The 25,768-nt window shown below is 71.8% G+C and carries 25 protein-coding genes and 3 pseudogenes; 14 read left to right on the top strand and 14 right to left on the bottom strand.

The features are described from left to right. Window positions 1–23 precede the first annotated feature (23 nt). From ACSYGN_RS22340 to ACSYGN_RS22325, 4 genes and pseudogenes are all read right to left on the bottom strand, one after another. Complete coding sequence (locus tag ACSYGN_RS22340) at window positions 24–3,155, bottom strand: sacsin N-terminal ATP-binding-like domain-containing protein (RefSeq protein ID WP_460398300.1); 3,132 nt, start codon at window positions 3,153–3,155, stop codon at window positions 24–26. Window positions 3,156–3,282: 127 nt separating this feature from the next. Continuing rightward, window positions 3,283–3,750 carry a hypothetical protein gene (locus ACSYGN_RS22335; protein ID WP_460398298.1) on the bottom strand — a complete coding sequence of 156 codons (468 nt, stop codon included), beginning with the start codon at window positions 3,748–3,750 and terminating at the stop codon, window positions 3,283–3,285. Further along, the gene (locus ACSYGN_RS22330; RefSeq protein WP_460403652.1) at window positions 3,747–4,337 is read right to left on the bottom strand and encodes an ArsR family transcriptional regulator; all 591 of its coding nucleotides are present in this window, start codon (window positions 4,335–4,337) and stop codon (window positions 3,747–3,749) included. The genes ACSYGN_RS22335 and ACSYGN_RS22330 overlap by 4 nt, the downstream gene beginning before the upstream one ends. Before the next feature lie 132 nt (window positions 4,338–4,469). Then, window positions 4,470–4,583, bottom strand: a pseudogene (locus ACSYGN_RS22325) (sigma factor-like helix-turn-helix DNA-binding protein); the annotation flags it as partial. Window positions 4,584–4,603: 20 nt separating this feature from the next. Here ACSYGN_RS22325 and ACSYGN_RS22320 point away from each other — a divergent pair. Together ACSYGN_RS22320 and ACSYGN_RS22315 are read left to right on the top strand one after the other, a co-directional pair. After that, window positions 4,604–4,712 (top strand): annotated as a pseudogene (locus ACSYGN_RS22320) (NUDIX hydrolase); the annotation flags it as partial. Window positions 4,713–4,788: 76 nt separating this feature from the next. Beyond that, entirely contained in the window at window positions 4,789–5,247 is a 459-nt protein-coding gene (locus ACSYGN_RS22315) for a pyridoxamine 5'-phosphate oxidase family protein (protein ID WP_460398296.1), read from the top strand. Between the two features lie 129 nt (window positions 5,248–5,376). Here ACSYGN_RS22315 and ACSYGN_RS22310 read toward each other — a convergent pair whose 3' ends face one another. From ACSYGN_RS22310 to ACSYGN_RS22300, 3 genes are all read right to left on the bottom strand, one after another. Further along, on the bottom strand, window positions 5,377–5,913 hold the full coding sequence (locus ACSYGN_RS22310) for a hypothetical protein (protein WP_460398294.1): 537 nt from the start codon (window positions 5,911–5,913) through the stop codon (window positions 5,377–5,379). A gap of 285 nt (window positions 5,914–6,198) precedes the next feature. After that, on the bottom strand, window positions 6,199–6,957 hold the full coding sequence (locus tag ACSYGN_RS22305; protein WP_460398291.1) for a hypothetical protein: 759 nt from the start codon (window positions 6,955–6,957) through the stop codon (window positions 6,199–6,201). Window positions 6,958–7,249: 292 nt separating this feature from the next. After that, window positions 7,250–8,176 (bottom strand): DUF3027 domain-containing protein, encoded by a 927-nt coding sequence (locus ACSYGN_RS22300; RefSeq protein WP_460398289.1) that lies wholly within the window; start codon window positions 8,174–8,176, stop codon window positions 7,250–7,252. Between the two features lie 635 nt (window positions 8,177–8,811). On the opposite strand from ACSYGN_RS22300, the gene ACSYGN_RS22295 reads away from it, so the two are divergent. The 4 genes from ACSYGN_RS22295 (at window position 8,812) to ACSYGN_RS22280 (ending at window position 12,605) form a co-directional block, all read left to right on the top strand. Beyond that, on the top strand, window positions 8,812–10,239 hold the full coding sequence (locus ACSYGN_RS22295; RefSeq protein ID WP_460398287.1) for an MFS transporter: 1,428 nt from the start codon (window positions 8,812–8,814) through the stop codon (window positions 10,237–10,239). Window positions 10,240–10,409: 170 nt separating this feature from the next. Further along, on the top strand, window positions 10,410–10,907 hold the full coding sequence (locus ACSYGN_RS22290) for a DUF2771 domain-containing protein (RefSeq protein ID WP_460398285.1): 498 nt from the start codon (window positions 10,410–10,412) through the stop codon (window positions 10,905–10,907). Further along, on the top strand, window positions 10,877–11,686 hold the full coding sequence (locus tag ACSYGN_RS22285) for a futalosine hydrolase (RefSeq protein WP_460398283.1): 810 nt from the start codon (window positions 10,877–10,879) through the stop codon (window positions 11,684–11,686). Before ACSYGN_RS22290 ends, ACSYGN_RS22285 begins: the two co-directional genes overlap by 31 nt. A 49-nt stretch (window positions 11,687–11,735) precedes the next feature. After that, window positions 11,736–12,605, top strand: a complete 870-nt coding sequence (locus ACSYGN_RS22280; RefSeq protein ID WP_460403650.1) for a 1,4-dihydroxy-6-naphthoate synthase — start codon at window positions 11,736–11,738, stop codon at window positions 12,603–12,605. A 71-nt stretch (window positions 12,606–12,676) separates the two neighbouring features. Here the strand turns inward: ACSYGN_RS22280 and ACSYGN_RS22275 are convergent, their stop codons facing one another. Further along, on the bottom strand, window positions 12,677–13,060 hold the full coding sequence (locus tag ACSYGN_RS22275) for a cold-shock protein (protein WP_460398281.1): 384 nt from the start codon (window positions 13,058–13,060) through the stop codon (window positions 12,677–12,679). 164 nt (window positions 13,061–13,224) lie between these two features. Here ACSYGN_RS22275 and ACSYGN_RS22270 point away from each other — a divergent pair, with 164 nt between their 5' ends. Continuing rightward, window positions 13,225–13,479 (top strand): hypothetical protein, encoded by a 255-nt coding sequence (locus tag ACSYGN_RS22270; protein ID WP_460398279.1) that lies wholly within the window; start codon window positions 13,225–13,227, stop codon window positions 13,477–13,479. A 61-nt stretch (window positions 13,480–13,540) separates the two neighbouring features. On the opposite strand, the gene ACSYGN_RS22265 is transcribed toward ACSYGN_RS22270, so the two are convergent. The 5 genes and pseudogenes from ACSYGN_RS22265 to ACSYGN_RS22245 form a co-directional block, all read right to left on the bottom strand. Next, entirely contained in the window at window positions 13,541–14,299 is a 759-nt protein-coding gene (locus tag ACSYGN_RS22265) for an HAD family hydrolase (RefSeq protein WP_460398277.1), read from the bottom strand. Between the two features lie 47 nt (window positions 14,300–14,346). Continuing rightward, a complete protein-coding gene (locus ACSYGN_RS22260; protein WP_460398275.1) occupies window positions 14,347–15,465 on the bottom strand; it encodes a hypothetical protein in 1,119 nt (372 codons plus the stop codon). Between the two features lie 216 nt (window positions 15,466–15,681). Further along, window positions 15,682–15,855 (bottom strand): annotated as a pseudogene (locus tag ACSYGN_RS22255) (WbqC family protein); the annotation flags it as partial. After that, complete coding sequence (locus ACSYGN_RS22250) at window positions 15,797–16,465, bottom strand: YdcF family protein (protein WP_460398273.1); 669 nt, start codon at window positions 16,463–16,465, stop codon at window positions 15,797–15,799. The gene ACSYGN_RS22250 and the pseudogene ACSYGN_RS22255, both read right to left, overlap by 59 nt. Window positions 16,466–16,479: 14 nt before the next feature. Then, window positions 16,480–17,583, bottom strand: a complete 1,104-nt coding sequence (locus ACSYGN_RS22245; RefSeq protein WP_460398271.1) for a helix-turn-helix domain-containing protein — start codon at window positions 17,581–17,583, stop codon at window positions 16,480–16,482. Window positions 17,584–17,738: 155 nt separating this feature from the next. Here ACSYGN_RS22245 and ACSYGN_RS22240 point away from each other — a divergent pair, with 155 nt between their 5' ends. The 6 genes from ACSYGN_RS22240 to ACSYGN_RS22215 all read left to right on the top strand — a co-directional run bounded on the left by ACSYGN_RS22240 (window position 17,739) and on the right by ACSYGN_RS22215 (window position 21,592). Then, window positions 17,739–18,167: a hypothetical protein gene (locus tag ACSYGN_RS22240; protein WP_460398269.1), complete on the top strand. Its 429-nt coding sequence runs from the start codon at window positions 17,739–17,741 to the stop codon at window positions 18,165–18,167. Window positions 18,168–18,175: 8 nt separating this feature from the next. Then, on the top strand, window positions 18,176–18,577 hold the full coding sequence (locus ACSYGN_RS22235) for an ATP-binding protein (protein WP_460398267.1): 402 nt from the start codon (window positions 18,176–18,178) through the stop codon (window positions 18,575–18,577). 262 nt (window positions 18,578–18,839) lie between these two features. Continuing rightward, the gene (locus ACSYGN_RS22230; protein WP_460398265.1) at window positions 18,840–19,043 is read left to right on the top strand and encodes a hypothetical protein; all 204 of its coding nucleotides are present in this window, start codon (window positions 18,840–18,842) and stop codon (window positions 19,041–19,043) included. Window positions 19,044–19,095: 52 nt separating this feature from the next. Continuing rightward, window positions 19,096–20,217 (top strand): adenosylhomocysteinase, encoded by a 1,122-nt coding sequence (locus ACSYGN_RS22225; protein ID WP_460398263.1) that lies wholly within the window; start codon window positions 19,096–19,098, stop codon window positions 20,215–20,217. Window positions 20,218–20,222: 5 nt separating this feature from the next. Then, entirely contained in the window at window positions 20,223–20,765 is a 543-nt protein-coding gene (locus ACSYGN_RS22220; RefSeq protein WP_460398261.1) for an NUDIX hydrolase, read from the top strand. A gap of 485 nt (window positions 20,766–21,250) precedes the next feature. Beyond that, a complete protein-coding gene (locus ACSYGN_RS22215) occupies window positions 21,251–21,592 on the top strand; it encodes a hypothetical protein (protein WP_460398259.1) in 342 nt (113 codons plus the stop codon). A 2-nt stretch (window positions 21,593–21,594) separates the two neighbouring features. On the opposite strand, the gene ACSYGN_RS22210 is transcribed toward ACSYGN_RS22215, so the two are convergent. Further along, window positions 21,595–22,335 carry an NUDIX domain-containing protein gene (locus ACSYGN_RS22210; protein ID WP_460398257.1) on the bottom strand — a complete coding sequence of 247 codons (741 nt, stop codon included), beginning with the start codon at window positions 22,333–22,335 and terminating at the stop codon, window positions 21,595–21,597. 662 nt (window positions 22,336–22,997) lie between these two features. Between ACSYGN_RS22210 and ACSYGN_RS22205 the strand changes: the two genes are divergently transcribed. Beyond that, complete coding sequence (locus ACSYGN_RS22205) at window positions 22,998–25,691, top strand: helicase-associated domain-containing protein (RefSeq protein ID WP_460398256.1); 2,694 nt, start codon at window positions 22,998–23,000, stop codon at window positions 25,689–25,691. The last annotated feature ends 77 nt before the right edge of the window (window positions 25,692–25,768 follow it).

Raw genomic sequence — 25,768 nt, 5'->3', positions numbered from 1 at the left:
GCCTGTCCCGAGTGCCCTCCCGCTCAGTCGAACCAGCGGTCCCTGGCCAGTTCAGCCGTCCGTGACGGGTCCTCCAGCAGGGCGGCGACCTCGAAGCGCCGGGGCCACTGCGCGGCCGCCCAGGCCAGTCCGGCGGCCACGCCCTCCAGCGTCGACGCGTGGAGCACACCGTCGTCGGTGAGCCGCCAGTCGATCTCCACTCCGTCCACGACGAGTTCCTCGTGCTCGACGTACGACGCCGGGGTGCGGGCGCCCAGCAGCACCCGTACCGACTCCGGCACGTCGTGCTCGGCGCCCTCGGAGTGCACCTCGCCGGTGACGGACTCGCTCAGCCGCCGCACCTGGAACAGTTCGGCCAACTCGGCCGCGCGGGACGGCCGTACCGGCAGCAGCGGGACACCGGAGGTGAAGGGGAGCAGGTCGGGCGAGTCGACGACGACCGCGTCGGCGGCGTCCACGACCTCGACCCGCCCGTCCACGACGGCGCGCAGTTCGTCGGGCAACGTGACCTGTTCCGGGTCGAGTTCGGCAAGTGCCCCGTAGAGGCCGTGCAGTTGGGCGGCGGTGACCGCGCGGTCGGGGTCGCCGAGCCGGTCGAGGAGTTCGGCGGCGCCGCCGGGTTCGTCGAGCAGGGCGGCGACCGACGTGCGGACGCCGAGGGCGCGCAGCACCTGTTCGTCCGCGAAGCCGGTGGCGTGGGCCTCGTCGTACAGTCCGCGCAGCAGCGGGTCGCCACCGGCAGCCAGCAGCCCGGCCGGGCGGCGGCCGTCGAGCACCGGGTGGCCGCGCAACCACCAGGCGGTGTACGGCCGTACGGTCTCGTGGGTGCCGTCGGGCAGCAGGATCCGCACGGGTTCGACGATCGCGTCGCGCAGCGGGGGCTGCGCCAGCAGGGCGAGGGCCTGCGGCCAGTGGTCGTCGTCGACGAGGTCGAGGTCGCGGACGGCGACGAGTTCGGTGGCGACGGGCGGTACGGGGCTGTCCGGGAATCGGTCGAGGATGTCCTCGCACCACACGTCCACGGCGTCGAGCAGCCCGGCGTCGTCGGGTTCGGCGAAGTCGCCCTGGCGGGGCTCCAGTTCGTCGGGGTCGAGGACCACGTCGGTGGCGCGGACCAGGGCGAACCCGGCGAGCACCCCGCAGGCGGCGAGCGGCTGTTCGCCCCACCGCTCGGCCACCTCGGTGTCGACCTCGGCCAGTTCGCCTTCCCCGATGATCGCGGCGAACGGGCTGCCGGGGAGGACGAGTTCACCGGCGGGGGCCAGTTCCCCGTCCTCATCCGGCAGCGCGAGGGCGCCGAGCCACGGCTCGTCACCGGGTTCGAGCCCGGCGTCGCGCACCAGGGCGAGGACGGTGTCCGCCAGTTCCTCGGCGTCCGGGGTGTCCTCCTCCCACGCCAGGCCCCCCTCGTCGTCGAGGGAGGCGGCGACGGCGGTGCGCACCTGGGGCGTGGTCAGCACGGCGCGCGGGGTCGCGGGCAGCGCGCCGAGCTTCTCCAGCAGGGGGTGCGCGGCGTCGGGGTGGGCGACCTTGAGGCCGAGCCGGGCCAGCATGACCGGGTCGATACGGGCCGCGTCCGGCGTGGGCAGCAGTACCTGGCGGGGCCCGATGGTGGTGCGGCCGTCGGCGAGCGGCACGGGCAGCCCGGAGAGCCGGTCGGGGTCGACGCCGGCGAGGCTGTCGTAGAGCCGCCACCACCAGCCGGGCTCCTTCTCCAGTCCGGCGAGCCGGTCGACGGCGTCGGCGAGCGGGACGCGGCCGACGCCGAGCGCGCGCAGTTCGGCGCGTCGTTCCAGTCCGGCGGGCAGCAGGGTGGGCAGCACCTCGGCGAGCACGCGCACGGTGTCGCTGCCCGCGCCTTCGGCGACCTCGGCGTCACGGGGCTGCAGCGCCTCGGGCAGCTCGTACTCAGCGTCGTCCTTCGGCCGCGCGGCGGCGGGCGGAAGGAAGGCCGTCCGCGGGAGTCTCTCCAGCACGGCCTGCCGCAGGGCGCCGTCCAGCGCGCCCCTGCCGAGCGGGCCGGGGACGAGGTCGATGATCCCCTCGGTCACCGGGCGCCAGCCGGCGAGCAGTCCGGCGTAGGCGTCGGCGGCACGCTGCACGAGGAAGTCGGTGAGCGGGCCGGGCGCGGCGTGGCGCCGGGTGGTGTCGAGCGGGAACGACGCGATGAGCAGGGCGGGCACGCCGAGGGGTTCGTCGCTGGGGGTGGGGGCGTGCAGGACCGGGCTGGTACGGGGCCGGGCGGGGGCGCCGTCGGCGCCGACGGGCACGGCCCAGGTGACGGACCAGTGGGGCCGCAGCCGCTCCTCGACGGGCCGGTCGGCGAGCAGCTCGGAGGCGAGCCCGCCGTGCGCGGCGGCGGTACGCCAGCGGGTGGCCCCCTCCCGGGAATCGACGACGACGGTGAAGTCACCCTCGACGCGGCGGCTGAGGGTGCGCGGCGAGTCCCCGTTCACCTCGACGACGACTTCCAGCAGCCCGGGCAGGGCGAGCAGCAGCGCGTCGTCGACCCCGTGGAGCAGCCGCTCGGCGAGATCGGCGGCGGCCGCATCCCGCAGGGGGAGGATGACGGCGGTGTCGTAGGGGGCGGGCGCGGTGCCCTCGGCGGCGAAGGGGAGGCGGAGGAGGGGTACGTGTCCGTCGCGGCGGCGGATCTCGTCGCCGAGGTCGGGACTGTGCCGGGCGGCGTCTGCGGCCAGCTCCCGGGCCTCGGCGAGCGACCAGCGCACCCCGCCGTGCCGCCCGACGACGGCGGGTTCGTCGGTGACGGCGAGCACGGCGGCGAACCCGACACCGAACCGCCCGACGGCACCCTCGTGATCCTCCCGCTTCGCGGAGGCCCGCAGGGTGGCCAGCGACTCGACCCCGGCCTCGTCGAGGGGGGCACCGGTGTTGGCGGCGACGAGGACGCCGTCACGGAGGGTGAGCCGGAGCCGTCCCGGCACGTGGGCGCGGGCGGCGGCGTCGGCGGCGTTCTGGGCAAGCTCGACGACGAGACGGTCGCGGTAGCCGCCGAGGACCAGATCCTCCTCGGCGTTCGCGTCCTCCCGGAACCGGGCAGGGCTCGCCGCCCAGGCGTCCAGCACCCCGCGCCGCAGCCGGGCGGTGCCGAAGGGGTCCGCGCCTTCGGGGGCGGGACGCACGAACTTGCTCACGTTTTCTCTCCATCGTCGGCGTGGACGATGAAAGGTACCGCCCTTGGCCGTCGACCGCGCTTCGTGTCCGCGGGGGCGGAGCCGACCGGGGCACACGGTTCGGTTGCCCGGGGAACGGGCGGAGGCTTCAGTAGCGGGGCATGTTCGGGATCACCTTCTCTGCAAGCTCGATGAGCGCTTCCACCTTGATCAGGTCTGCGGCGACTTCCTCCGCCGTCACAGTCGGCGCCTCGGACGAGCGGTACTCGACTTCGTTGCGCCGGGCGCGCATGCGGTTGAAGGGACGGAGCACGGGCCCGAGCGGCGGGTCGAGCTGGGCTCGCACGGCCTCGTAGACGACGGTGTGGCCACCGCGGCTGGTGGCGCGCAGTCCCTGGTTCTGCAGTACTGCGGCCAGGGCTCGGCGAGCGGCGTCGTAGGCAAGGGTGTACGCGCCTTCCGGGTCCGCACGCAGCAGTTTCTGTGCCGAGCCGACGTGCGTCCGGGCTCTGGCCAGTTCCCCTTCGGCTGCCTGCCGGGAGGCGGGCACACGCTCGAGTTCACCGCTGCCGATGAGCGAGTCGACGGTCGACCGCCCTGGGTTCCAGCCTGTCACTCCGCCTCCGGGTCGGGACTCAATGGGACCAGCGGCCGTTCGCGGACGCTGGTGAGGAACGGATCGTCCGTGCGGGCCTTCCATGCCTCGGCGGAGACCCGATGGACGTTGACCTCGCGCCGGACCCGCCGGGACACCTCCTCGGCAAGGTCGAAGAGCGCGTCGGCATCGGGATCGCCCACGACGAGAACGTCGACATCGGCGGGTGGCGGTCCCGGCTCGCCGTTGTACCGGGCGGCCCAGGAGCCGTAGATGTAGGCCTGCTGCACGCCTTCGAGTCCCGCCAACGCCTCGGTCAGCACGGGCAGGGGGCCGAAGGAGACGGCTATGAGATCGCTCAGCGGCCGGTAGAGCGGCGTGTCGGTGCGGGCTGTGACGAGGCGGCTGCGCCCCACCCGCCTATCGGCGAGGATGCCTCCGGCAATCAGCCGGTCGACCTCACGCAGGACAGCCGTGGGCGTCACCCCGAGGTCGGCGGCGAGTTCGGTGATGGCGTACTCGCGCTCCGGATGCAGAAGAAGGAGCGCCAGAAGCTCACCCTGCGTACGGGACCGGAGTATCGGAAGCAGATGCGGGGCTTCTTTCATTGGACGCAGGATATCCTGCGTCCAATGAAAATAACAATGAGCAACCATTCCGTCGCCGGTTTGCCGGACTGAGCCCCGTGGGCTCCTCGACGACCGGTGCGTCGCGACCTCCGTCCGGCCGGTCTCCCCGTGCTCGATCGCGGACACCCGTGAGGCGGAGACCCCCATGGACTTCGCCACGTCGCACTGCGTCAGAGACTGCTCCTGCCGGATCTCCACCAGCCGGTGCTCCCGGACCTCGGCCATCAGCCGGTCCATCGCCGCCGGAGTTGGCCGAACTCGCCGGGGGTCGCCCACGGCGAGATCCCGGAGTACGTGCCGTACGGACTGTTCGAGCCCGTGCAGGAGTACCTCGACACGGCCCTTCTCTCCTGAGCGACCTCGGACCCGGCCGATCGGTCGCAGGTCAAGTCAATGAAATTGCTGGACGGCCAAGGACGTTGCCCACTTCATGACTCAACGACCAGCGCCTCGCTCCCTGTCCGACGAAGCCCTCTCCAGCGTGCTTGGCCAGCAGCAGTTCGGCACGCTCGCCACCATCAAGCGCAGTGGCCACCCCCACCTGACAACCATGGCGTACACCTGGGACCCCGAGGCCCGCATGGTGCGGTTCTCCACCACGGCCAACCGGGTCAAAGTCCAGCACCTGCGAGGCAATCCACGTGCGGCACTGCATGTGTCGGGCGGCGACGTGTGGTCGTTTGCCGTCGCCGAAGGCGAGGCCGTGGTCTCTGAGAGCACGACGGTTCCTGGGGACGCGGTCGGGCGGGAACTGCTCGCGATGATGCCGAAGGCCGGGAGGCCCGAAGACGAAGCTGCGCTCCTGGAAGAGTTGGTTGCCGAGCGCCGGGTGGTCATCCGGCTGAAGGTGGACCGGCTGTACGGCACGGTGCTCGACATCGACAGCTAGGACATATCGGGTCCGCCCTGGGCGACATGCTCAAGAGCGACAGCATGACCCTGGGCCGCTCGGGTGCGACAGGTGCGCCGTCGGGGCGTGTTGGTCGGGGGTCCTGCACTCGTGCGAGGACGCTGTACGTCAGGCTTGGTCCGTGCTGGAGAGAACCTCGGCGATCATACGGGTGGCGAAGTCGTGGTCGTCGCACATCCGGTTCATCTTCTCCGCGAGCAGGACGGCCGTGGCCTCCAGGGGATTCATCTCGGCCTCGGTCCAGTCTCCGTACTGTGCACGCCACAGATTGGGGCTCAGGCCCATGCCTGCGGCGATGATCAGGCCGCACATGGTGGGGACGACCTCGGGACGGAAGGTCTTCGGCATCATGGCCGTCGTCTCCACAAAGGTGGGCACCACGTACTCGATGACGTCCGTGTCTTCGTCCTCGCAGGCCAGCCGCAGCCACCTCATGAACATGTAAATGATCGTGCACGTGCCGTCCAGCACCGCCTCGATTCCCCCGGGGCCCAAGGACGCGGCGAACTGGTCGACCATCTGCTGCTGTTCGGCGTCGGTCGCGGTCTTGTTGTCGTAGATGGCCTTGAGCCGGGAGTCGATCATCATGAGCGCTGCGCCTACATCGCCGACGGGTGCGTACTCGGGGTCACAGGGCGATGACATGGGAATCCTCCTCATATGACCGCAGCGGGCGGCTCGGCACTCCGTACCGTGGTGCCGTTGATCGGGCGGGGTTCAGGCGAATCCCGATCATGCCCCTTCGGCCGGGCGTACCGCTCAGAGTTCAACGGGACGCTGAAGCGCCGGTGACACACGATACCGCTTCCATCACGCTCCGTTTGCATCACTCGGTCAGCCCAGGCCACGCACCGGCATGTCGTCATGGCCTGGGAAGACGGGCGCGTCCACGGGGCGCAGCCAGCACAGGTCGAGGGCGGCCCGGGAGAATCAGTTCACGTCTACGTAGTCACCAGAGGAGTTGGTGGCACCGGTCGCGGTGTTGCCGCTGTAGTGCCAGCGCCAAGTGCCGTCCTGGGAGGCGGTCACCGTGGTCTTCAACTGGCCGGTACTACTGGCGGTCACCGACTTGACCGTGGTGTAGGTGCTGGAACCGGCGGGCTTGAACTGCAGTTTCACCAGTTGGCCACCGTAATTGTCGTAGCGGTGCAGACTCCAGTTGGCGCGCTGCACAGTACCGGTGACGGTGATCGGCTTGCCCTTGGCGACGGGCTCCGGGGTGGCGTTCATGTTCTGGATGCGCGCGGCACGCTGGAGGCGGACTGTCGCGGAGAGCAGGTCGCTGTCGTAACCGCCGCCCTTCTTGATGCCCGTGCCGGCGCTCTTCCAGACAGTGGCGTCACTGTTGACGAGCTTCTTGCCGACCGGCAGATGGTTGGGGTCGATGGTCATCGTCTCGTCGCAGTCGCGGAAGGTGTAGCCGCCCGCGGAAGATCGGCTGCAGCTCCACTGGGTGGTGGAGATCGCGAGCGTGTACTCGTTGGTTCCGTAGGTGCCCCGGTACGCGCTGACCCACCAGCTGTCGAGCGTCACGTTGCTCTTCACCGTGTACGTCAGCGGGGCCTCGACCTCGGCGCTGATGCCGACGACGATGGGCTTGCCGTGGTTGAACACAACGTTCGCGAACGAGATGTCGCTGTCGGCCGCGTGCGCGGTCGGCGCCATGATCCCCACGCCCACGAGAGCCACGCCCCCGGCCACCGCCGCGGCGGCCGCGCGCCGCGCGGCCGAGGGTCTGTGTCGCTGCGGGGCAGCAGCCGATATTGAAGTGATCAATCCCGAAGTGATCAATGCCCACCCCTGAGTCGCATGTCCGTGCGACGGGCCGCTGCCCGCCGCGGGAACTCTAGATCATCCGGGCGCGGAGCCGACCCGACCCCGCGGGCCTCGTGCACTTGTCCGACACACACGGACGGGCCGGCGGCTGAAGGGGGCAGCCGATCGACCGGGGCTGCCGACCCGCCCGCAAGAGCTACAAGTCCTACGAGTGCCCCAGCTCCGCCGCAGCCTCGTCCGCCGTGGTCGAGACCGAGCCCGAGTCCGAGGACGGGCGGAGGGGGAAGGGGTCGACCCTCGTCTCGTCGATGACCGGGGCGGGCGGCTGCGGGGGCTTCGGCATGATCGCCGCCTCCGAGTGGCCGCCGCAGCCGTAGGACAGGGAGACCACTCGGCCGTCCGCCGGGGAGAACTCGTTGGCGCACACACCGAACGCCTGGCCCAGGGAGCCTCCGACGGGGGTGAGGAAGCCGCAGCTGACGCAGGTCGCCGGGGCCGCCTGGGCCATCGGGGTCTTCGCGCCGTAGGCCTCCTCCCAGCGGTCCGCCGCGATGTGCAGGCCGTAGCGGGAGAGGACCCTCGCGCGGCGCATGCCGAGTTCCTCCGCGACCGCCGCGATCGAACCTCGCGCGGGCACCACCGGCAGATGTGCGGGGGTGCCGGCCGACACCTCCGCGTCCTCCGCCTCCGCCAGTTCCGCCATCTCCTCCGACACCGGCGAGTTGGCGCCCGGCTCGTCCTCGCCCGAGTAGCCCGGCTCCAGGCGCAGGTCCTCCGCGTCCGTGGGCAGCAGATCGCCGGGGCCCATGTCGCCGGGGCGCAGGCGCTCGCTCCACGGCACCCACTCCGGGGCGAGAAGCGCGTCGGGGCCGGGCAGCAGCACGACCTCGTCCAGCGTCACGATCTTCGCGCGCGACGCCCTCGCCACCGTCACCGCCCAGCGCCAGCCCCGGTAGCCCATTTCCTTGCATTCGAAGAGATGGGTCACCACGCGGTCGCCCTCGGAGGCCATCCCGGAGTGCTCGCCGACGACACCGGGCGCCGCCGCCTCCTCGGCTGCGGCGCGGGCGAGGTCGACCGCCTCGGCGCACAGGCGGTCGGGGGTGCGGCTTCGCGTGCTCGCTGCGCTCACAGGTATCGCTTCTCTCCTACGCCGTCACTCGGGTGCGGCTGCCTCGGGCGGCGGGGCGGACGGAGCGGACCCGGGGACCGCGTCGACGTCCGCGCCCGCTCACACTCGGGCGCACCTTGCCATCCATTCTGCGGGATGGCTGAGATACGCACGCTACCTGTTCAGCGACGCTTGGCCTACACCGACGTGTATATCGACGTGTACATCGGCGGGTACTGAGCGTGCATCGAGGGGGCGGAGGGGTGGTGCGGTGACGGTGGTGCGGTGATTACTGCGGTTGTTTCCCGCCCTCGGCGGGCGGTCCGTTGCTTCCGCGCGCCGCCTCGGTCTCGGTCCGGTGTCGGTCCGGTCTCCTTACGGTCCCGTCCGGTCCCGTCCGGGACCGTGATGGTCCCGCCGCCGGGTCCCGTCCCCCTCCGGCTCCGATCCGGTCCCCTTTTCGGCTCCGATCCGGTCCCGGTTCCGGTCCCCACTTTCGGCTCCGGGCCGCCCCCGTTCCCGCTCGGGTCCGGCCCCCATCCCGCCCCGGACTCCTTCGAGTCCAGGTGTCCTTCCCCGCCCTCCGCGCAGATTCGACGACCCCATCCGCGCGGTTGCCGCACTATCGACGGCCCGGGCGGGGCAATATGACAGTCGTGGCAGCCGCGAGATACCCCCAGGGCGCCACCGGGGTCGGTGGGGTCAGGGGGAACAGCAAGGGCGGCGGTTCGGGCCGGTTCGGCGGTGCCGTCCGCGCCATCGGGCGTGCCCTGCACTTCCCCGTGACCGGAACCGTCCGCGGCATCCGGCGGGCCACCCATGCGCAGGGGGCGGGCGAGTCGGGGCTCGGCAAGCTGATCGAACTGCACGCGGTCAACGGCGCCGGCGACATGATGATCACCGTCGCCCTCGCCTCCACCGTCTTCTTCTCCGTCCCCACCGACGAGGCCCGCGGCCGTGTCGCGCTCTACCTCGCCATCACCATGGCCCCGTTCACGGTCCTCGCCCCCGTGATCGGCCCCCTCCTCGACCGTCTCCCGCACGGCCGCCGCGCCGCGATGGCCGGATCCATGCTCGCCCGAGCCTTCCTCGCGCTGATCATCGCCGGTGCCGCCGCCAGCGGCAGCATCCGTCTGTATCCGGCGGCGCTCGGCGCGCTGGTGGCGTCCAAGGCGTACGGCGTCGTCCGCAGCGCCGTCGTGCCCCGTCTGCTGCCGCCCCGCTTCTCCCTGGTGAGGGCCAACTCCCGGGTCACCCTCGCCGGGCTGCTGGCCACCGGCATCGCCGCGCCCGTCGGGGCGGGACTCCACGTCATCGGCGACGCCTGGCCGCTCTACGGCGCCTTCGTCATCTTCGTCGTCGGTACGTGGTTGTCCTTCTCCCTCCCGCCCAAGGTCGACTCCGCCAAGGGCGAGGACATCGCCCTGCTCGCCGCCGACGAACAGCATCTGCACGGCCCGCACCGCCAGCCGGTCAAACGGCCCGGGCTGCGGACGGTCGGACTCGCCGTCACCCACGCCCTGGGCGCCAACGCCTCCCTGCGCTGTCTCTCCGGCTTCCTGATCTTCTTCCTCGCCTTCCTGCTGCGCGAGCACCCCATGACCGGGCAGAGCGCCGCCGTGTCCCTCGCGACGGTCGGCGCCGCCGCGGGCATCGGCAACGCCCTCGGCACAGCGGTCGGCTCCTGGCTGCGCTACCGCGCGCCCGAGATCATCATCGTGACCGCCGTCGCGCTGGTGCTGGGCGGCGCGATCACCGCCGCCGTGTTCTTCGGGGCGTTCCTGGTGGCCTGCCTCGCCGCCGTCACCGGGTTCGGGCAGGCGCTCGCCAAGCTGTCCCTGGACGCGCTGATCCAGCGGGACGTGCCCGAGCAGGTCCGCACCTCCGCCTTCGCCCGCTCCGAGACCATGCTCCAGATGGCCTGGGTGTTCGGCGGCGCCGTCGGCATCGTCATGCCGCTCAACGGCACCCTCGGACTGTCGGTCGCCGCAGCGATCGTCGCCGCCGGCTTTCTCACCACCGTGCACGGGCTGCTGTCCTCCGCCCGGCACGGCGGCCGTGCGCCCCGCTCCCGCGTGACATGACCTCCCGCATGACATGACCTCCGCGTGACATGACCTCCGCGTGACATGACCTCCGCGTGACATGGCCTCCGCATGACGTGGCCTTCGCGTGACATGGCAAGAGGTGACAAGGAAGGGCACGCCGTACCCCGCATAGGGAGCGGGCGGAAGGTGCCCGATAGCCTTCCGCCATGACCAGCCTGCCCCGCGGCGAAGCCGCTGCTGCATCACGCGTCGTGCGACGCCGCCGTACCGTCGCCGCCGCCGGAGCCGTATCCGCCGGACTGCTCGTCCTGTCGGCCTGCGACAAGCCGACCCCGATCGCGACGATCACCGTCGGCACGAGCTCGGTCCACAGCGAGGCCACCTGCTACAACGACGGCAACGCCCTCAAGCTCGCCGACCTGACGGACTGCCTCAAGGCCACGGACATCGAGTCCATCAAGGTCGACCCGGACGCGACCGTGCGCTTCGGCGTCGACCCGAAGATCGCCGACAGCGGCTGGACCATCCTGCTGAACGGCCAGGCCCTCACCGACTCCAGCACCAAGACCTACCGCACCATCCCGGGCAGCGTCTTCTTCAACGCCCAGTACGGCGCCAGCGGCAACTCCACGCTGGTGTCCGTGAAGGAGGGCGACAAGTCCACCAAGGGTCTGTGGTCCTTCAAGTTCAAGAAGGACTCCTGACCACGTCAGCCGACCAGTCCGCGACACCGGTGCGCGTCCTCGTGGCCACCGCGGTACCCGCCGAGCGGGACGCGGTGGCACAGGCGTTTCCCGGGGCGGTGCGCGAGGTGCCCGGCCCGGCCGCCGTCCGGCACCGGGTGACCGGTTCCGGCGCCCTCTACGACCTCCTGGCCGCCGGCGTCGGCCCCGCCCGCGCCGCCGCCACCACCGCGAGCGCGCTCACCGCGGCGGCCCTCGGCGGCGCTCCCCACGGCTCCTACGGCTCCTACGGTCCCTACGGCCTCGTCGTCTGCGCCGGGATCGGCGGCGGCTTCCTGCCCGACGCGCCCGTCGGCTCCCTCGTCGTCGCCGACGAGATCACCGCGGCCGACCTGGGCGCCGAGACCGCCGAGGGATTTGTGCCGATCACCGAACTGGGCTTCGGGACCGTCACCCACCGTCCGCCAAGTTCACTCGTACGAGACCTTTCCCGCGCCCTGGGAGCCCATACCGGAGCGGTACTGACCGTCTCCACCGTCACCGGCACCGCCACCCGCGCAGCGGCCCTCCGCAGCCGCCACCCGAGCGCCCTCGCCGAGGGCATGGAGGGCTTCGGGATCGCCGAGGCGGCCACCGCGCACGGGGTGCCCGTCCTGGAGATCCGCGCCGTCTCCAACCCCGTGGGCCCCCGGGACCGCGCCGCCTGGCGCATCGGCGACGCCCTCGCCGCCCTCACCGACGCCTTCGGGAAGCTCACACCCGTAGTGGAGAGTTGGAACAACCATGAGCAGCAGCACTAGCCACGACGGCAGCAATGGCAGCAATGGCAGCAACAGCGAGAGCAAGGGCATGAGCGGGGGCGGCGGCCCGGCGGCAGCCGAACGGCTCCGGATCGCCTACTCCCCCTGCCCCAACGACACCTTCGTCTTCGACGCCTGGGCGCACGGCCGGATCCCCGGCGCGCCCGCGCTCGACGTCACCTTCGCCGACATCGACATCACCAACGGCATGGCCGAGCGCGGCAAGTCCGATGTGCTGAAGGTGTCGTACGCCGTGCTGCCGTACGTCCTCGACGAGTACGCCCTGCTGCCGTGCGGCGGCGCGCTGGGGCGGGGCTGCGGGCCGCTGGTGCTCACGCGGGAGGCCGGGACCGAGCTGACGGGCCGTACCGTCGCCGTGCCGAGCGAGCGGTCCACGGCGTATCTGCTGTTCCGGCTCTGGGCCGCCGACATCCTGCCGGGCGGGGTGGGCGAGATCGTGGTGATGCCGTTCCACGAGATCATGCCCTCGGTCCGGGACGGCAAGGTGGACGCGGGCCTCGTCATCCACGAGGCGCGCTTCACGTACCAGAACTACGGGCTGCACAAGCTCGCCGACATGGGCGAGCACTGGGAACGCAGCACCGGGCTGCCGATCCCGCTGGGCGCGATCATCGCCAGGCGCTCGCTGGGCGAGGACACCCTGCGGCTGCTGGCCGCCTGCGCGCGAGCCTCCGTACGGGCCGCCTGGAAGGACCCCGAGGCGTCCAGGCCGTACGTCATGGAGCACGCCCAGGAGATGAACCCGGCCGTGGCCGACCAGCACATCGGGCTGTACGTCAACGAGTTCACCGAGGACCTCGGCGAGGACGGGTATGCCGCCGTCCGGGGGCTGCTCACGCGTGCGGCGGCCGAAGGACTCCTGCCGCCCCTCGGCCCGGACGCACTCGCGTTCCCCTGACGTGTCAGGTCCTGGTGAGTCGTCGAGTAGTCAAGTCGTCGAGTCCCGGTGAGGTGTCGGGTCCCGGCCTGTCAGATGTCCAACTGGTCGGCGACCGCCCGCAGCAGACCGGCGATCTGCTTGCCCGACGCCTTGTCGGGGTAGCGGCCGCCCTCCAGCGTCTGGGTGACGCTCTCCAGGAGAGTCGTCAGATCCTGGACGATGGAGGCGAGTTCGTCCGGCTTCTTGCGCTGGGCCGCCGCGACCGACGGCGTCGGGTCCAGGAGGACGACGGAAAGAGCCTGGTCACCGCGCTGCCCGGCCACCACTCCGAACTCCACGCGCTGTCCCGGCTTCAAGGAGTCGACTCCGGAAGGGAGGACCGAGGAATGGACGAAGACGTCCCCGCCGTCGTCACGGGAGAGAAAGCCGAAGCCCTTCTCAGCGTTGAACCACTTGACTTTGCCGGTTGGCACGTCTGTCCTCGTCCTCGTACTCGTCGGAAAACTGCTTCGGAAAACGGCTCTTGATAGCACTCGGGCGGGCCACCACGACCCGCCGGTACCAAGGCTAATGGTCCCCGGGCCGCTGACAAGACGTTGCCCGGTTGTTCCTTCCTGCAGGGAACTACCCTGGTCCGGTGCGTGACAAAACCCAAACGAATTCCGCCGTGGCAGGTGACGGACTGATCCGTGCCGGTGCCATCGTGTTCTTCGCGGGTGCGGTGGCCACTCTCGTCACCGTGACCCCGCTCTTCCTCGGCACGACGCCATTTCCGGCATACATGTTCGGATTGTGCATGCTGATGGCCGTCGGCTTCCTCATCGCCGGCGCGGGAGTGCTGCGGTCGATCGCGGCACAGCGGCGTCAGGCGCGGGACGCGGCGTCCCGGTGACCTGTCATGCATACGGTGGCTCCGCCGTGCAGACGGTGGCGCAGGCGTTCAGCTCCACCGTTCAGACGGTGGCTGCAGTGGCTCCGCCGTTGCGGTAGGCCGCGAGCCACTCCGGGAAGCCCGTGAGGTCCGGCAGGACGACGTCCGCGCCCGCCGCGCGCAGCTCCGCGGCGCTGCACGGCCCGCTCGCCACGGTCACCGACAGGGCCTCGGCCGTACGGGCGCCACGCACATCGCCCACATGGTCGCCGACGTACACGTCCGCCCCGTGCGCGCGCAGCGCCTCCGCCTTGCGCTCGGCCCACAGGTCGCCGATCACGGCGTCGGCGTCGATGCCGAGGTGCGCCAGGTGCAGCCGGGCGTTGGGCTCGTACTTCGCCGTGACGACGATCGCCCGCCCTCCCGCCGCCCGTACGGCGGCGATCGCCTCGTGCGCCCCGGCCATCGCGGGTGTCGCGGCCACGGCGAGCATCGGGTAGATCTCCCGGTACAGGTCCGCGATCTCCGCCACCCGCTCCTCGGGGAACCAGTTGACCAGCTCGTCCTCCAGCGGCGGCCCGAGCCGCGAGACCACCAGATCGGCGTCGACGTACGTCCCGGTGCGCTCGGCCAGCTCCACGTAACAGGCACGGATCCCTGGCCGGGAGTCGATCAGGGTCATGTCGAGGTCGAAACCGACGGTGAGGGTCGTGGGGCGGGACGACTGTGCGGGGACGGCGGGCTGCTGCGTGGGGAAGGTTGGCTGTTGGACGGGGACGGTGGGCTGCTGGGTGGCGACGGTGGGCTGCGTGGACGGGGCGGAAGGGGTCACGGAGGCCATATCGGCCATTGTCCCAGTGCGTGCCGCGACCACCGGGCCGCCGACGGTCACTTGTGGCGTTGCGAGCGCCACACCAGGAACAGGGCCGAGCCGATCGCCGCCGCCCGCAGCGCCCAGGGCCAGGTCTGGGCGATCGCGTCCTTCATATGGCCCTGGGCGATGGGGTCGCCCCAGCGGCCCGCGCTGCGGCCCCACAGCCACACCACCCCGGCGCCGGCGGCCAGCCCCGGTACCCACATGACCGCCCACTTCGTCTCGTTCTGGGTCAGCCGCCGCGAGCCCCACGCGATGAGCCAGCCGAGCACCAGCATGATCAGGTTGCCGAGGAGGGCGCCCGCGACCAGCAGGGCCGCCGCGATCAGGAGCAGCGGGTTGCTCCAGCCGCCCGCGCGGCGGCGCGGGAGCAGCGGGAGGCGCGGGAGGCCGAGATGGCGGCGGGGTGTGCCGTCGGCCGGTGGCGCCGCCTCTGCGGACTGGGCGGGGTCGGTCTGCTCCTTCGCCTCCTTGGTGGCGGCGGGGTCCTTCGTCGCGTCCGGCGCCTTCGGCGTACCCGGCGGGCCCGGCGGGCGCTTCAGGAGGTCCGGGATCTCCACTCCGCCGACGAAGCCCGGGACGCCGTCGCCCACCGAGAACGGGGTGTTCTCCGCCCGCCACCAGTCGGCGGGCACGGCGCTGGCCGTCCCGGCCTCCTCGGGGCCCGCCAGATGCGGCGGGGTGGGCCGGTCCGAGGGAACGGCGGGCGCCGGGGCGGGGGCCGGGGCCGGTTCGGTGTCGCGGGGGCGGGGGACGAAGCGGCGCAGCCCCTTGGGGCGGAGGCGGTCCGCAGCGGTCTCCGTCGCCGGTGCGGCCCCGGCGGGTCCGGCGGCCCCCATATCGTCGTTCTGCCCCCGCTGTGCGGGCACCGCCGTCACCGGCGGCTGCGGCACGAAGACCGCGGCGGCGCCCCCGGCCGCCGTCACCACGTCGTCGGGGCTGCCCAGCCCGTCGATGATGTTGCGGACCGCGGCCGGGCTGTCCACGGTCGCCCTGGCGCGGCGCCGGTCGATCTCGTTGCGCAGCTCGGACACCAGCCGCATCCGCGTGGCGGACGGCAGCTGCCGTTGGTGCGCCACGTCACCGACGCGGCTCAGATACTCGTAGACGACCTGGTCGCTCTCGATCCCCACGAAGTCCCCTCCGGGGCGGCGGCGTTGGATGACCCCAGTCCGACGACGGTACCGCGTCCGCGCCCGGGTCCGGTATGTCCGGCCCCCGTGCGGACCGCGTGCAGTCCGCGCCCCGTACGCGCCCGGCGGCCCCGCCTCGGACGGGCACGGAAGCGTGTGCGAGGACACCGCGCTACCCCAGGCGATGATCACCCATCGAACCTGGGCGCCGCACTACTGGACGTCGTCGAGGACGATCCAGTAGTCCGCCGCAAACAGCTTGGCCAGTGTGGTCAGCCGGGGCAGGAAGTTCGGCTGGTGGATCGCGCACAGCCCGCCGGGGGCGGGCAGGTCACGGGTTGATGAGGCGGCTGGTGAAGCCTTCGCGGATGAGGGATTCGTACGCGGCATGCACGTCCTGCGGGACCTCCTGCTCGATGGCGAATCCGAGCTTCGGATACTCGATGACCCGCTGGAGGTCGCCGACGAGCATGTCCAGGACGAGCTTCTCGTCGCCGATGGACTTCAGATAGTCGTCGAACTCCAGCGGCTCCGACGCACAGAGGATCTCGACGTCGGGCCACAGCTTGCGGGCGGTCGCGAACGACCGCCTTTCCATATAGGGCTTGGAGACCAGCAGCACCGTCTTGGGGTGGATGCCGGCGGCGGCGAGGACCTCACGCGAGAGGGTGATGTTCTGCCCGGTGTTGCCTGCGTTCGGTTCCAGCAGGATCGCCTCGGCGGGGACGCCGAGGTCGATGGCGTGCTCGCGGAAGTGGACGGCCTCGCCGCGCGGGAAGACCTTGGCGGTGGTGGGGCTGTTGCCGCCGGTGAAGACCAGGGTCGGGAAGAGCCCGGAGCGATACAGCTCGGCGGCATGGGCTGCGACGCCGAGGTCGTGGCTGCCCAGCCCGATCGCCACGTCGACGGGCCGCAGCTCGTGCTGCATCTGGTGGTGGTTCCAGATCAGCTTGGCCTGGCGCCACTGGTCCTCGGTGATGCGCTGCTGGTCGTTGCTCACGCGTTTCTCCCTGGTCACCGTTGCCGGGGGCCGGTCTGCCCCTCGCTCATGGCCTTGATGCCCTCGATACTGCGCAGTTGGTGCACAAGTCCGTACTGCGCAGCCACCTTGGCGGCCTGGTCGAGGACGAGGTGTCCATCATCCCGGGTCGCCGCATCCGAGAGCAGGATGTGGCCATGAGCGGTGTCCAGTCGCACGCGTTGCATCGGTGAGTCGGTCGTCCCGCTGCTTCGGGCGATGTCGATGAAATGCAGGGCCTGGGTGAGGTCCCCGGCGCCGCGGCGGGCGAGGGCGAGTTTCTGGTGGGCCACCGACCAGTCATCGGGTTCGGTGAGGTCTTCGAAGTCGCGGGTCGCCGCGGTCATGACGCGGGTCGCATAGTCGTGCTGGCCGTCCTTGCTCAGCGCGGTCCCCACCCACAGCCTCGCGCGGGCCCGGTCGCGGCGGGAGAGACGGTCGTCGACGGCAAGGGACTCATAGTTGCGGGCGGCGATCTCCAGCTTGCCGGACATCTCGGTGGCGACCGCGAGGGAGAGGTCGAGCTGGGCGACGCGGCGGGGGATGTCGAGCTGGGTGAAGACCGCACGGGCACCGGCATAGGAGTGCTGGGCGGACAGCGGGCCGAGGACGACGCCCTGGTCGCGCTTGAGGTCGCCGAGCAGGGCCGTGGAGCGGGCGAACAGATACAGGCCCTTGTCGTCGAGCTCGGGCGCCTTGAACCGGGTGAGCCACCGGTCCAGGAGGTTGTCGGCGAAGGCGAAGTTCTGCCGGGACAGAGCGACCACGACCCGGTCCAGATCGTCGGCCCAGGACTCGTACTCCCAGGCCCGGGGGCCGGAGGCGGTGACGCGGCGCCGGCCAGCACTCTGTTCGGTGCTGGTCATCTCGGACAGGAGTGTTTCGAACCGCAGGTGGACGGCGGCGTCCGCGCGGCCGAGTGCGGTGTCGAGGATGGCCTGGGTGTCGGGTCTGGGTTCAGTGTCGGCGAGCTTGGTCTCCCACTTGGACACGGTCGCGACCGCCAGGCCGAGCTGCTGGGCGAAGGCCCGCACGCTCAGTCGCAGGGCGAGCCGCAGGGCCTTGGCCTCCAGGCCGGTCCAGTGGTGCACGGTCGCCACGAGTCACTCCCTTCCACTGGTCATCGAAGCACGGTCCGTGCAGTCGGCGGGACGGAAGTGGAACGGAAGTAGAACGGCCGGTGCTTGGCTGCGAGTTGGCCGGACGCCACGCTCAGAACGTCCCCACTTGTCGAGTTCTTTGGACGGTCCTGAGCATGGAACCCCTCACGGAGCACCGCCCGGTCAGCGGCCCGGTCGTTTACGGCTTCCTGCGGCTGGTGCGGGTCTCCCAGGCGCGGCAGGACGCGCTGGTCGCCTCGCTGGCCGAGTACTGCCGCAGCCACGAGCTGCAGTTGTCCGGCGTCTTCACCGACCGCGACGCGTCTGCCGGGCCCGCCTCGGCGGCGTTCGCCGGGCTGATGGACGTGCTCGCGCTGCCGGACGTCTACGGCATCGTCGCCCCGGCCATGTCGCACCTGGGACCGAAGGCCATAGCCGCTGAACGCGGGCGGCGGATCGAGGCGGTCGGTTCGCGGCTGCTGCTGGTCCGCAAGCCCTGCACCGCCCACCGCTCCGTCTCCCGCAGCGGTCCCGTCCGTCGCCGCCACCCCGGCACCACCCGCTTCCTGGACGCCGAGTCATGAGGACTGTGATGACCAAGACGACCCAGCGGTTCTTCGACGCGCGGCCCGAGTCGGTCGGCCAGGCACGGTCCTTCACCTCCGAGGCCCTGGCCGACTGGGGCCTGTCGGACCGCGCCGAGGACGTCCGGCTCTGCGTCTCCGAGCTCGCCACCAACGCCCTGGTTCACGGCACCGCCCCCGGACGCGGCTTCCTGGTCAAGCTCGACGCCGACGAGGAAGCCGTACGCCTGGAAGTGCACGACAGCCGCCGCCAGCACCCCGAAGCCCGGCAGGCCGCCGACACGGACACCTCCGGACGCGGGCTGATCCTGGTGAACGCGCTCGCCGACGGCTGGGGAGTCGAGGACCGCACCCCGTTCGGGAAGATCGTCTGGTCCTACTTCAAGGCCACGGGAGGGACGACAGCATGAGCGCCCTGCTCACTCCGCCCGGCCCTGAGCTGCGGCTGCTGGTGTCGCTCGCCGCCTGGACCTGGCCAGGCACTCGCCCGGACGGCTGCGAGATCGCGCACATCCTGATCACCCACGCCCCGACCCTGACCGGCTCGGGCACCGCCGAGACGGCCGAGGTCCGGATGCGGCAGCTGTCCGCCAGCCTCGGCGGCCTGGTCGGCGCCCGGAGGTCGACCCGGAGCTGGAGCGCTGCCTGCAGACCGTCGGCGACCAGGTGCTGGTGGACTTCCCCGGCGCCTCCCGGCGGCTGCGGCTGCCGACACGCCGGTCCTGGACGGAACTGGTCACCCGGAACGGCGAGGCAATCCTCCTGCTCGGGCTGGACCCGCTGCCGCAGTCCGCCGACGCCGCCCAGGTCGACGCCTACCTCGATGCCGAGCTCGCAGCCGACCGGCTGCTGTTCGGACGCACCCGCACCTGCTGAACCCAGATCGCCTCGCACGGCCCCCGGACGGAACGGATGAGAGGGAACTGCCATGGAAACCTTCGAACGCGCCCGGCTAGACGCCTACTTCGCCCGAATCGCCACCCAGTTCACCCCCGGCGAGCAGACCGCATCGTTCCTGATCACCCACCTGCTGGCCGAGCGTCCGGCGTTCGTCCGCGCGGTCGCCGCGATGACCCGGCTCACCGCGGTACTGCCCAAGCCGAAGTCCGTCCACCCGGCCGCGAAGCGCGAGGTTGAGCAGACGCACATGGTCGACACCCTCACCCGTGAGATGTTCGCCCAGGCCGACGACGCTCTGGACTACCTCGAATCCCGGGCCGCCGACCAGACGGTCACCCTGCTGGACGTCGGCGGCTACTTCGCACCCAGCCTCGCCGACATCCACAGCCGCTTCAGCGGCCAGATCGCCGGGGTGATCGAGGACACCGAGAACGGTCACCGCCGCTACGAGGACCTCGACAAACTGCCCTGCCCCGTCATCTCCGTCGCGCGCTCGCCGCTGAAGGACCCCGAGGACTTCCTCGTCGGCCAGTCCGTGGTCTTCTCCACCGAGGCCGTCATGCGCGATCGCGGCGACATCCTCCACGGCCGCCCGGCCCTGGTGATCGGCTTCGGCAAGCTCGGCAGCTCGATCGCCCGCCTCCTGCACGCCAAGGGCGTCCAGGTCACCGTCTTCGACATCCACCCCGTCCGCCGCACCCAGGCCCTCTCCCAGGGCTTCACCGTCGCCCGCGACCGCGAGGCCGCCCTGACCGGGGCCGGCCTGGTGCTCTGCGCGACCGGCGCTGTCTCCCTGCGCGGCGAGGACTTCTCCCACCTGCGCAACGGAGCCTACGTCGCCACCGTCACCTCCAGCGAGGACGAGCTTGACCTCGCCGGTCTCCCCGACGTCTACGCCCGCACGCAGGTCGGTGACCACGTCACCCGCTACCAGACCACCGGCCACTACTTCTATCTGGCGAACGGCGGCAACGCCGTCAACTTCATCCACGGCGCCAGCGTTGGGCCGTTCATCTTCCTGGTCCAGGCCGAGATTCTCGCCGGGATCAGGTTGCTCACCCGCGGCGACCTCGCCCCCGGCATCCATGAGGTCCCCGCACCCGACCGCGAAGCCATCGCGGCGACCTGGCTCTCCTACTTCAACAGGTGATCACCATGACCATCACAGCCGGCCACATCCGCACCACCATCGCCGCCTACCTCGACGAGCACCCCGAGGACAAACGTGAGCTCGGCGTCGTCCTCGGCCTGATCGACGACGGCGACGACCTCACCAGCCGCAAGACGCTGCCCGGCCACGTCACCGCTGGCGCGATCCTCGTCGGCCCCGACGGCCGTGTCCTGCACATTCTCCACAACGCGACCCAGAAGTGGCTTTTGCCCGGTGGTCATCTGGAGCCCTCGGACGAGACTCTCCTGCAGGCCGCTGGCCGCGAACTCGCCGAGGAGACCAGCATCCTGCCCCACGTCGTCACCTCGCACGGCGAGACCCCGCTCCACATCGACATCCACCCCATCGACGCCAACCCCGCCAAGGACGAGCCCGCTCACCAACACTTCGACTTCCGCTTCCTCTTCCGCACCAGCGCCGAGATCGGTGAACTGCAGACCGAAGAGGTCAGTGACGCCGCCTGGCGCGAGATCGACAGCCTTCACGACGAGCGGCTCAAGCAACGCGTTGTCGAAGCACTCCGCTGAGCCCACAACTGGCTGCCTCCGCCACTCCGGTCATCAACGTGTGCGGGGGCAGCCGTCCACCAGCCTCCGGCGGAACGTAGCTAATGTCCCTCAATCCGTTCTGGTGCCTGCCAGGGCAAAGACTTGACAGCTATAGATAAGCGCCGCCCAGCGCTACTACCTCCAGTCCTACGCCCTGGCCACCGAATCCGGCCTGCGCGGGCACGACGGATTCGTGATGCGCACGATGGCCATGCAGGGCCTCAGACTCCGCCGCCCCGAGTACTGCCTGGGCCTGGCCGAGACCGGCCTGAACCGGGCCAAGGGGCGGGTGGATGCCCGGACCGAGGCCCTCTTCCCCGTCGTTCACGCCCACACCCTGGCCAAGAGCGGTAAGCACCGCGCTGCCTTGGCCGAAGCCGAACATGCCCGCACCCTGCTAACCGGTGCCCCCGGCGACGAGGTGCCGTTCTGGGCGCTGGCCTGGGGGCCCGCCGGACGCGTCGGTGTACTCGCGCACGGCAAAGGTCCACGAGACTCTGGGAGACCACCGGGCCGCCGCCGAGCACTACGTCCTTGCCGCCAGGGCCCGCTCGGCAGACACCTACGCATGCATCATCGCACTGGACCTGGTCGCGGGCGCGGAGATGCATCTCAAGCGCGGCAGCATTGAGCAGGCGTGCGCCACCTGGCACCGAGCCATCGACCACATGAGTGGTGTCCGCTCCGTCCGCACTCGAAGGGCGGTCTCCCGCATGCGCAGCGACCTCTCGCGCTTCCGAGCACGTGGCCTGCGGTGCATGGCCGAGCTCGACGAACGGGGACGCGACTTCCTCGTCGGCGCCTGACCTCAGCGGCGCCCGGAGAAGCGGCGGACGATCGGCTCCAGGTAGTCCGCGTGCGGACCGGTCAGACCGGCCAGTTCGTCCGGTGAGCGCACCAGGGCGATGTCGTCGAGTTCAGGTTCGCGGCCCTGGACGCGCTCGGCTGCCGCAGCCACGGTGAAGTCTGCGCGCAGCGTTGCCTTGGGGAGGGCAGGGGCGAGGTAGGTCAGGCCGATACTGCCGTTCTCGCCGCGGGTGACGACCCACAGCTTCAGGTCCTCCGCGGCCGTGTCGATCCCCAACTCCTCGGCGAGCTCTCGCGCGGCCTGGCCGGCCAGTGCCGACTCGTCCAGCACCGCTCCGTCCTGGGGAGGCTCCACGGACCCCCCTGGCAGCTGCCAGCGGCCCGGGGCGGCCGTAGAAGGCGACATCCTCGCTGCCAGCACACGGCCGTCATCTGTCGGCTGGACGACGTTCACGAACAACGAGGGCAGCGCGGTCGCGCCGGGAACGCGCCGCAGGGCGTAGTGCCGGTAGGTCACACGCACCCAGGACAGACGCAAAATGCGTGGGCCCGTCCACTCCAGTCCCCCACACGCCACCACAGGCCCGTCGAAGAGGGTGGGGTTGGCCCGGACTGCCATGTTCCACATCCGGTCTCGGGCCTCAGCGTCCTGGGCCGAGAGCGGCGGCTCCGCAGCTTCGGTCAACTGGAGCCGTTCAACGTCGAAGAGGTCAATGCCCACAGGGGGCAGTGTCTCGGTCACCGGCCCATCGTAGAAGCCGCTCCAGGCTTGACCGCCGACTTCGCATCGACGGCCGTGGACGCGAGGCATAGACGCCCGACTGGCTGCTGATCGTCGGTGTCCGCTGGTGGTCGGGGGCCCGGCATGGTGGCCGCAGCCATGTTCAGACGGGCTGCCATGTCAAGGTCCCGGATCACGCCGGACTTCCGCTCAGGCCGGATTCGCTGACCGACATCCGCAACAGTATCCGCGAACTCGCCTTCGCCTCCGGGGCTCAGATACTCGTAGACGACCTGGTCGCTCTCGACCCCCACGAAGTCCCCTCCGGGGCGGCGGCGTTGGATGACCCCAGTCCGACGACGGTACCGCGTCCGCGCCCGGGTCCGGCGGTATGTCCGGTCCGCGTCCGGCCCGCGTTCTCGCCCCCGCCGCCCCTTCCCGTCCCGACCCGGGGGCTGCGCCCCAGTCCCCCCGCTCCTCAATCGCCGGAGGGGCTAGTTTCTAGCCCGTCCGGCGATTGAGGACGAGGCCCAAAGGGCCGAAAAGGGGGTCTGGGGGCGCAGCCCCAGGGACGGGACGGGAAGGGGCGGCGGGGGCGAACCAAACCGTCCGGTGCGCGACGCGGCCCCGCCCCAAACGCGGGCACGGAAGCATGTGCGAGGACACCCGCTAACGTGGGTCGAATGAGCACCGAGGCCGAGTCAGCCCCCCGCTCCCTGGCGGAGTCGCTCCGTGGACGCGACGACGTCTCCCTCGCCGCGCTGCTGCGCAGCCGCCCCGATCTGGTCGCCCCCGTCCCCACCGACCTCACCCAGCTCGCCACCCGCGCCGGTACCCGCGCCTCGGTCGTACGGGCCCTGGAGCGGCTGGACCGGTTCGCGCTCCAGACGGCGGAGGCGCTGGCGGTGGCCGCGGACCCGGCGGCGTACGAGGAGCTGCTCGGGCTGCTCGCCGGTGACGAGGGCGACCCGGCCGTCGCCGCCGCGCTGCCCGGCGCCCTCGGCACGCTGCGCGAGCAGGCGCTGGTGTGGGGCGGCGACGACCGGCTGCGTCTGGTGCGGACGGCCCGTGAGCTGCTGGCACCGCCGGGGGCCGGGGCCCGTCCGGGCGGTGCGGGGGCGGCGGCCTCTCCGACCGGGCTCGGACTGTCCGCGCGGGAGGCGGCGGCCGGGATGTCCCCGGGGCGGGTGCAGGAGATCCTCGCGGCGGCCGGGCTGCCCTCGACCCACGACGCGGTCTCCGCGGTGGCGTCCCTGACCGGGCTGTTCACGGACCGCGCCCGGATGGCCGCCCTGCTCGCCGGGGCGCCGGAGGAGTCGCTGGCGGTGCTGTCGCGGCTGGTGTGGGGGCCGCCGTACGGCCAGGTCACCGCCGAACCCGCCGCGCATCTGCGCTGGCTGCTCGACCGGGGGCTGCTGCTGCCGACGGCACCCGGCACGGTCGTGCTCCCGCGCGAGGTCGCCCTGCATCTGCGGGGCGGGCGCGCCCACCGTGCGCCGGAACCGGTGCCACCGGCCGTGGAGGCGGGGGCGTCGTACGGGCCGCAGGTGGTGGACGCCACGGCGGCCGGGCAGGCGTACACGGCGCTGGCGACCGTCGAAGAGCTGCTGAAGGACTGGGACGAGGGCGGGCCCGCGGTACTGCGGGCGGGCGGGCTCAGCGTGCGCGATCTGAAGCGGACCGCCGTCGCCCTGGACGTGTCCGAACCGGTGGCCGCCTTCTGGGTCGAACTCGCCCACGCGGCGGGCCTGCTGGCCTCCGACGGCGAGGCCGACGAACGGTACGCGGCGACCCCGGCCTACGACGAGTGGGTCGAGCAGCCCGCGGCGGACCGCTGGGGACGGCTCGCGGAGACGTGGCTCGCGGCGACACGGACGGCGGGGCTGATCGGAGGGCGGGACGCGAAGGACCGCGCGCTGTCGGCGCTGGGCCCCGGTCTCGACCGGTCGGCGGCACCGGAGGTACGGCACCGGGTGCTGACCCTCCTCGCCGGGCTCCCGGAGGGCACGGCGCCGACCACGGAGTCGGTGCTGTCCCGGCTTCGCTGGGAACGACCCCGTTCCGCCCCGCAGCAGCGCCCGGGCCAGGGCGCGGGCGACGGCGAGGACCTGCGGTCCCGGCTGGCCCGGTGGACGCTGTCGGAGGCGGAGCTGCTGGGGGTCACGGGGAGGGGGGCGCTGTCCGCGCATGGGCGGGCGCTGCTGGGCGCGGCGGGGATTCCGTCATCCCTGCAGCCGACGCAAGCCGCGCATCCCACGTCACCCGCACCCTCGCCCGCAGCCTCACCCGCACAGCTCCCGCACCCCACCGGCCCCGGCGACAAGCTCCCCGTCCACCACCACACCCACCCACACAACCACCCTCACCACCCCCACCACCCCCTGACCGCCCCCGTAGCCCAGCCCCCGGCCCCCCTCTCCCCCGTCGAGCAGGCCGCCGCCACCGCAGCCGCCGTCCGGCTGCTGGCGCCGCTGCTGCCCGAGCCGCTGGACCATGTGCTGCTCCAGGCCGATCTCACCGCGGTCGCGCCCGGCCCGCTCCAGCGGCCGCTGGCCGAGGTGCTGGGGGTGCTCGCGGACGTGGAGTCCAAGGGCGGGGCGACGGTGTACCGCTTCACCCCCGGCTCCGTACGGCGGGCGCTCGACGCCGGGCGGACCGCCTCCGATCTGCAGGAGTTCCTGGCCAGGCACTCCCGTACCCCCGTCCCCCAGCCGCTCGCCTATCTGATCGACGACGTCGCCCGCAAACACGGTCATCTGCGGGTCGGCGCGGCCTCGGCGTACGTGCGCTGCGACGACGACGCGCTGCTCAGCGAGATCCTCGCCGACCGGCGCTCGGCGGGGCTGCGGCTGCGGCGGCTGGCGCCCACGGTGGTGGCGGCCCAGGCCGACCCGGCCACGCTGCTCGACGGGCTGCGCGCGATGGGCTTCGCGCCCGCCGCCGAGTCCGCCGAGGGCGATGTCGTGATCACCCGGGCCCTCGCCCACCGCACCCCGCCTCGCACGCCCCCCGAGCCGGTGCCGGACGGCCCGCCCGCGCCGGACGCGACCCTGCTGACCGCCGCGGTCCGGGCGATCCGCGCGGGCGATCTGGCGGCCACCGCCCCGCGCAGGCCGAGCGGCACCGAGCCCGCGGTGCCCGGCGAGCTGCCGCGCACAGCGGCGGCCGAGACCCTGGCGACCGTGCAGGCGGCGGTGATGACCGGCGAGGCGGTGTGGATCGGGTACGTGAACGCGGAGGGCGCCGCGAGTCAGCGCGTCATCGCGCCGATCAGGGTCGAGGGCGGCTTCGTGACGGCGTACGACCACACGGCGGACGAGGTACGCACGTACCCGCTGCACCGGATCACGGGCGTCGCGGAGCTGGCGGAGGACTGAGCACCCACGGATGCCTGACCGGAGTCGTACAGGCTCCCGACGCCCGTGAGGCACACTGGAGAGTCGGCCGTGGCGCT

Source organism: Streptomyces sp. YIM S03343, from assembly GCF_054729195.1.
This window is presented reverse-complemented; position numbering and strand designations above follow the sequence as displayed.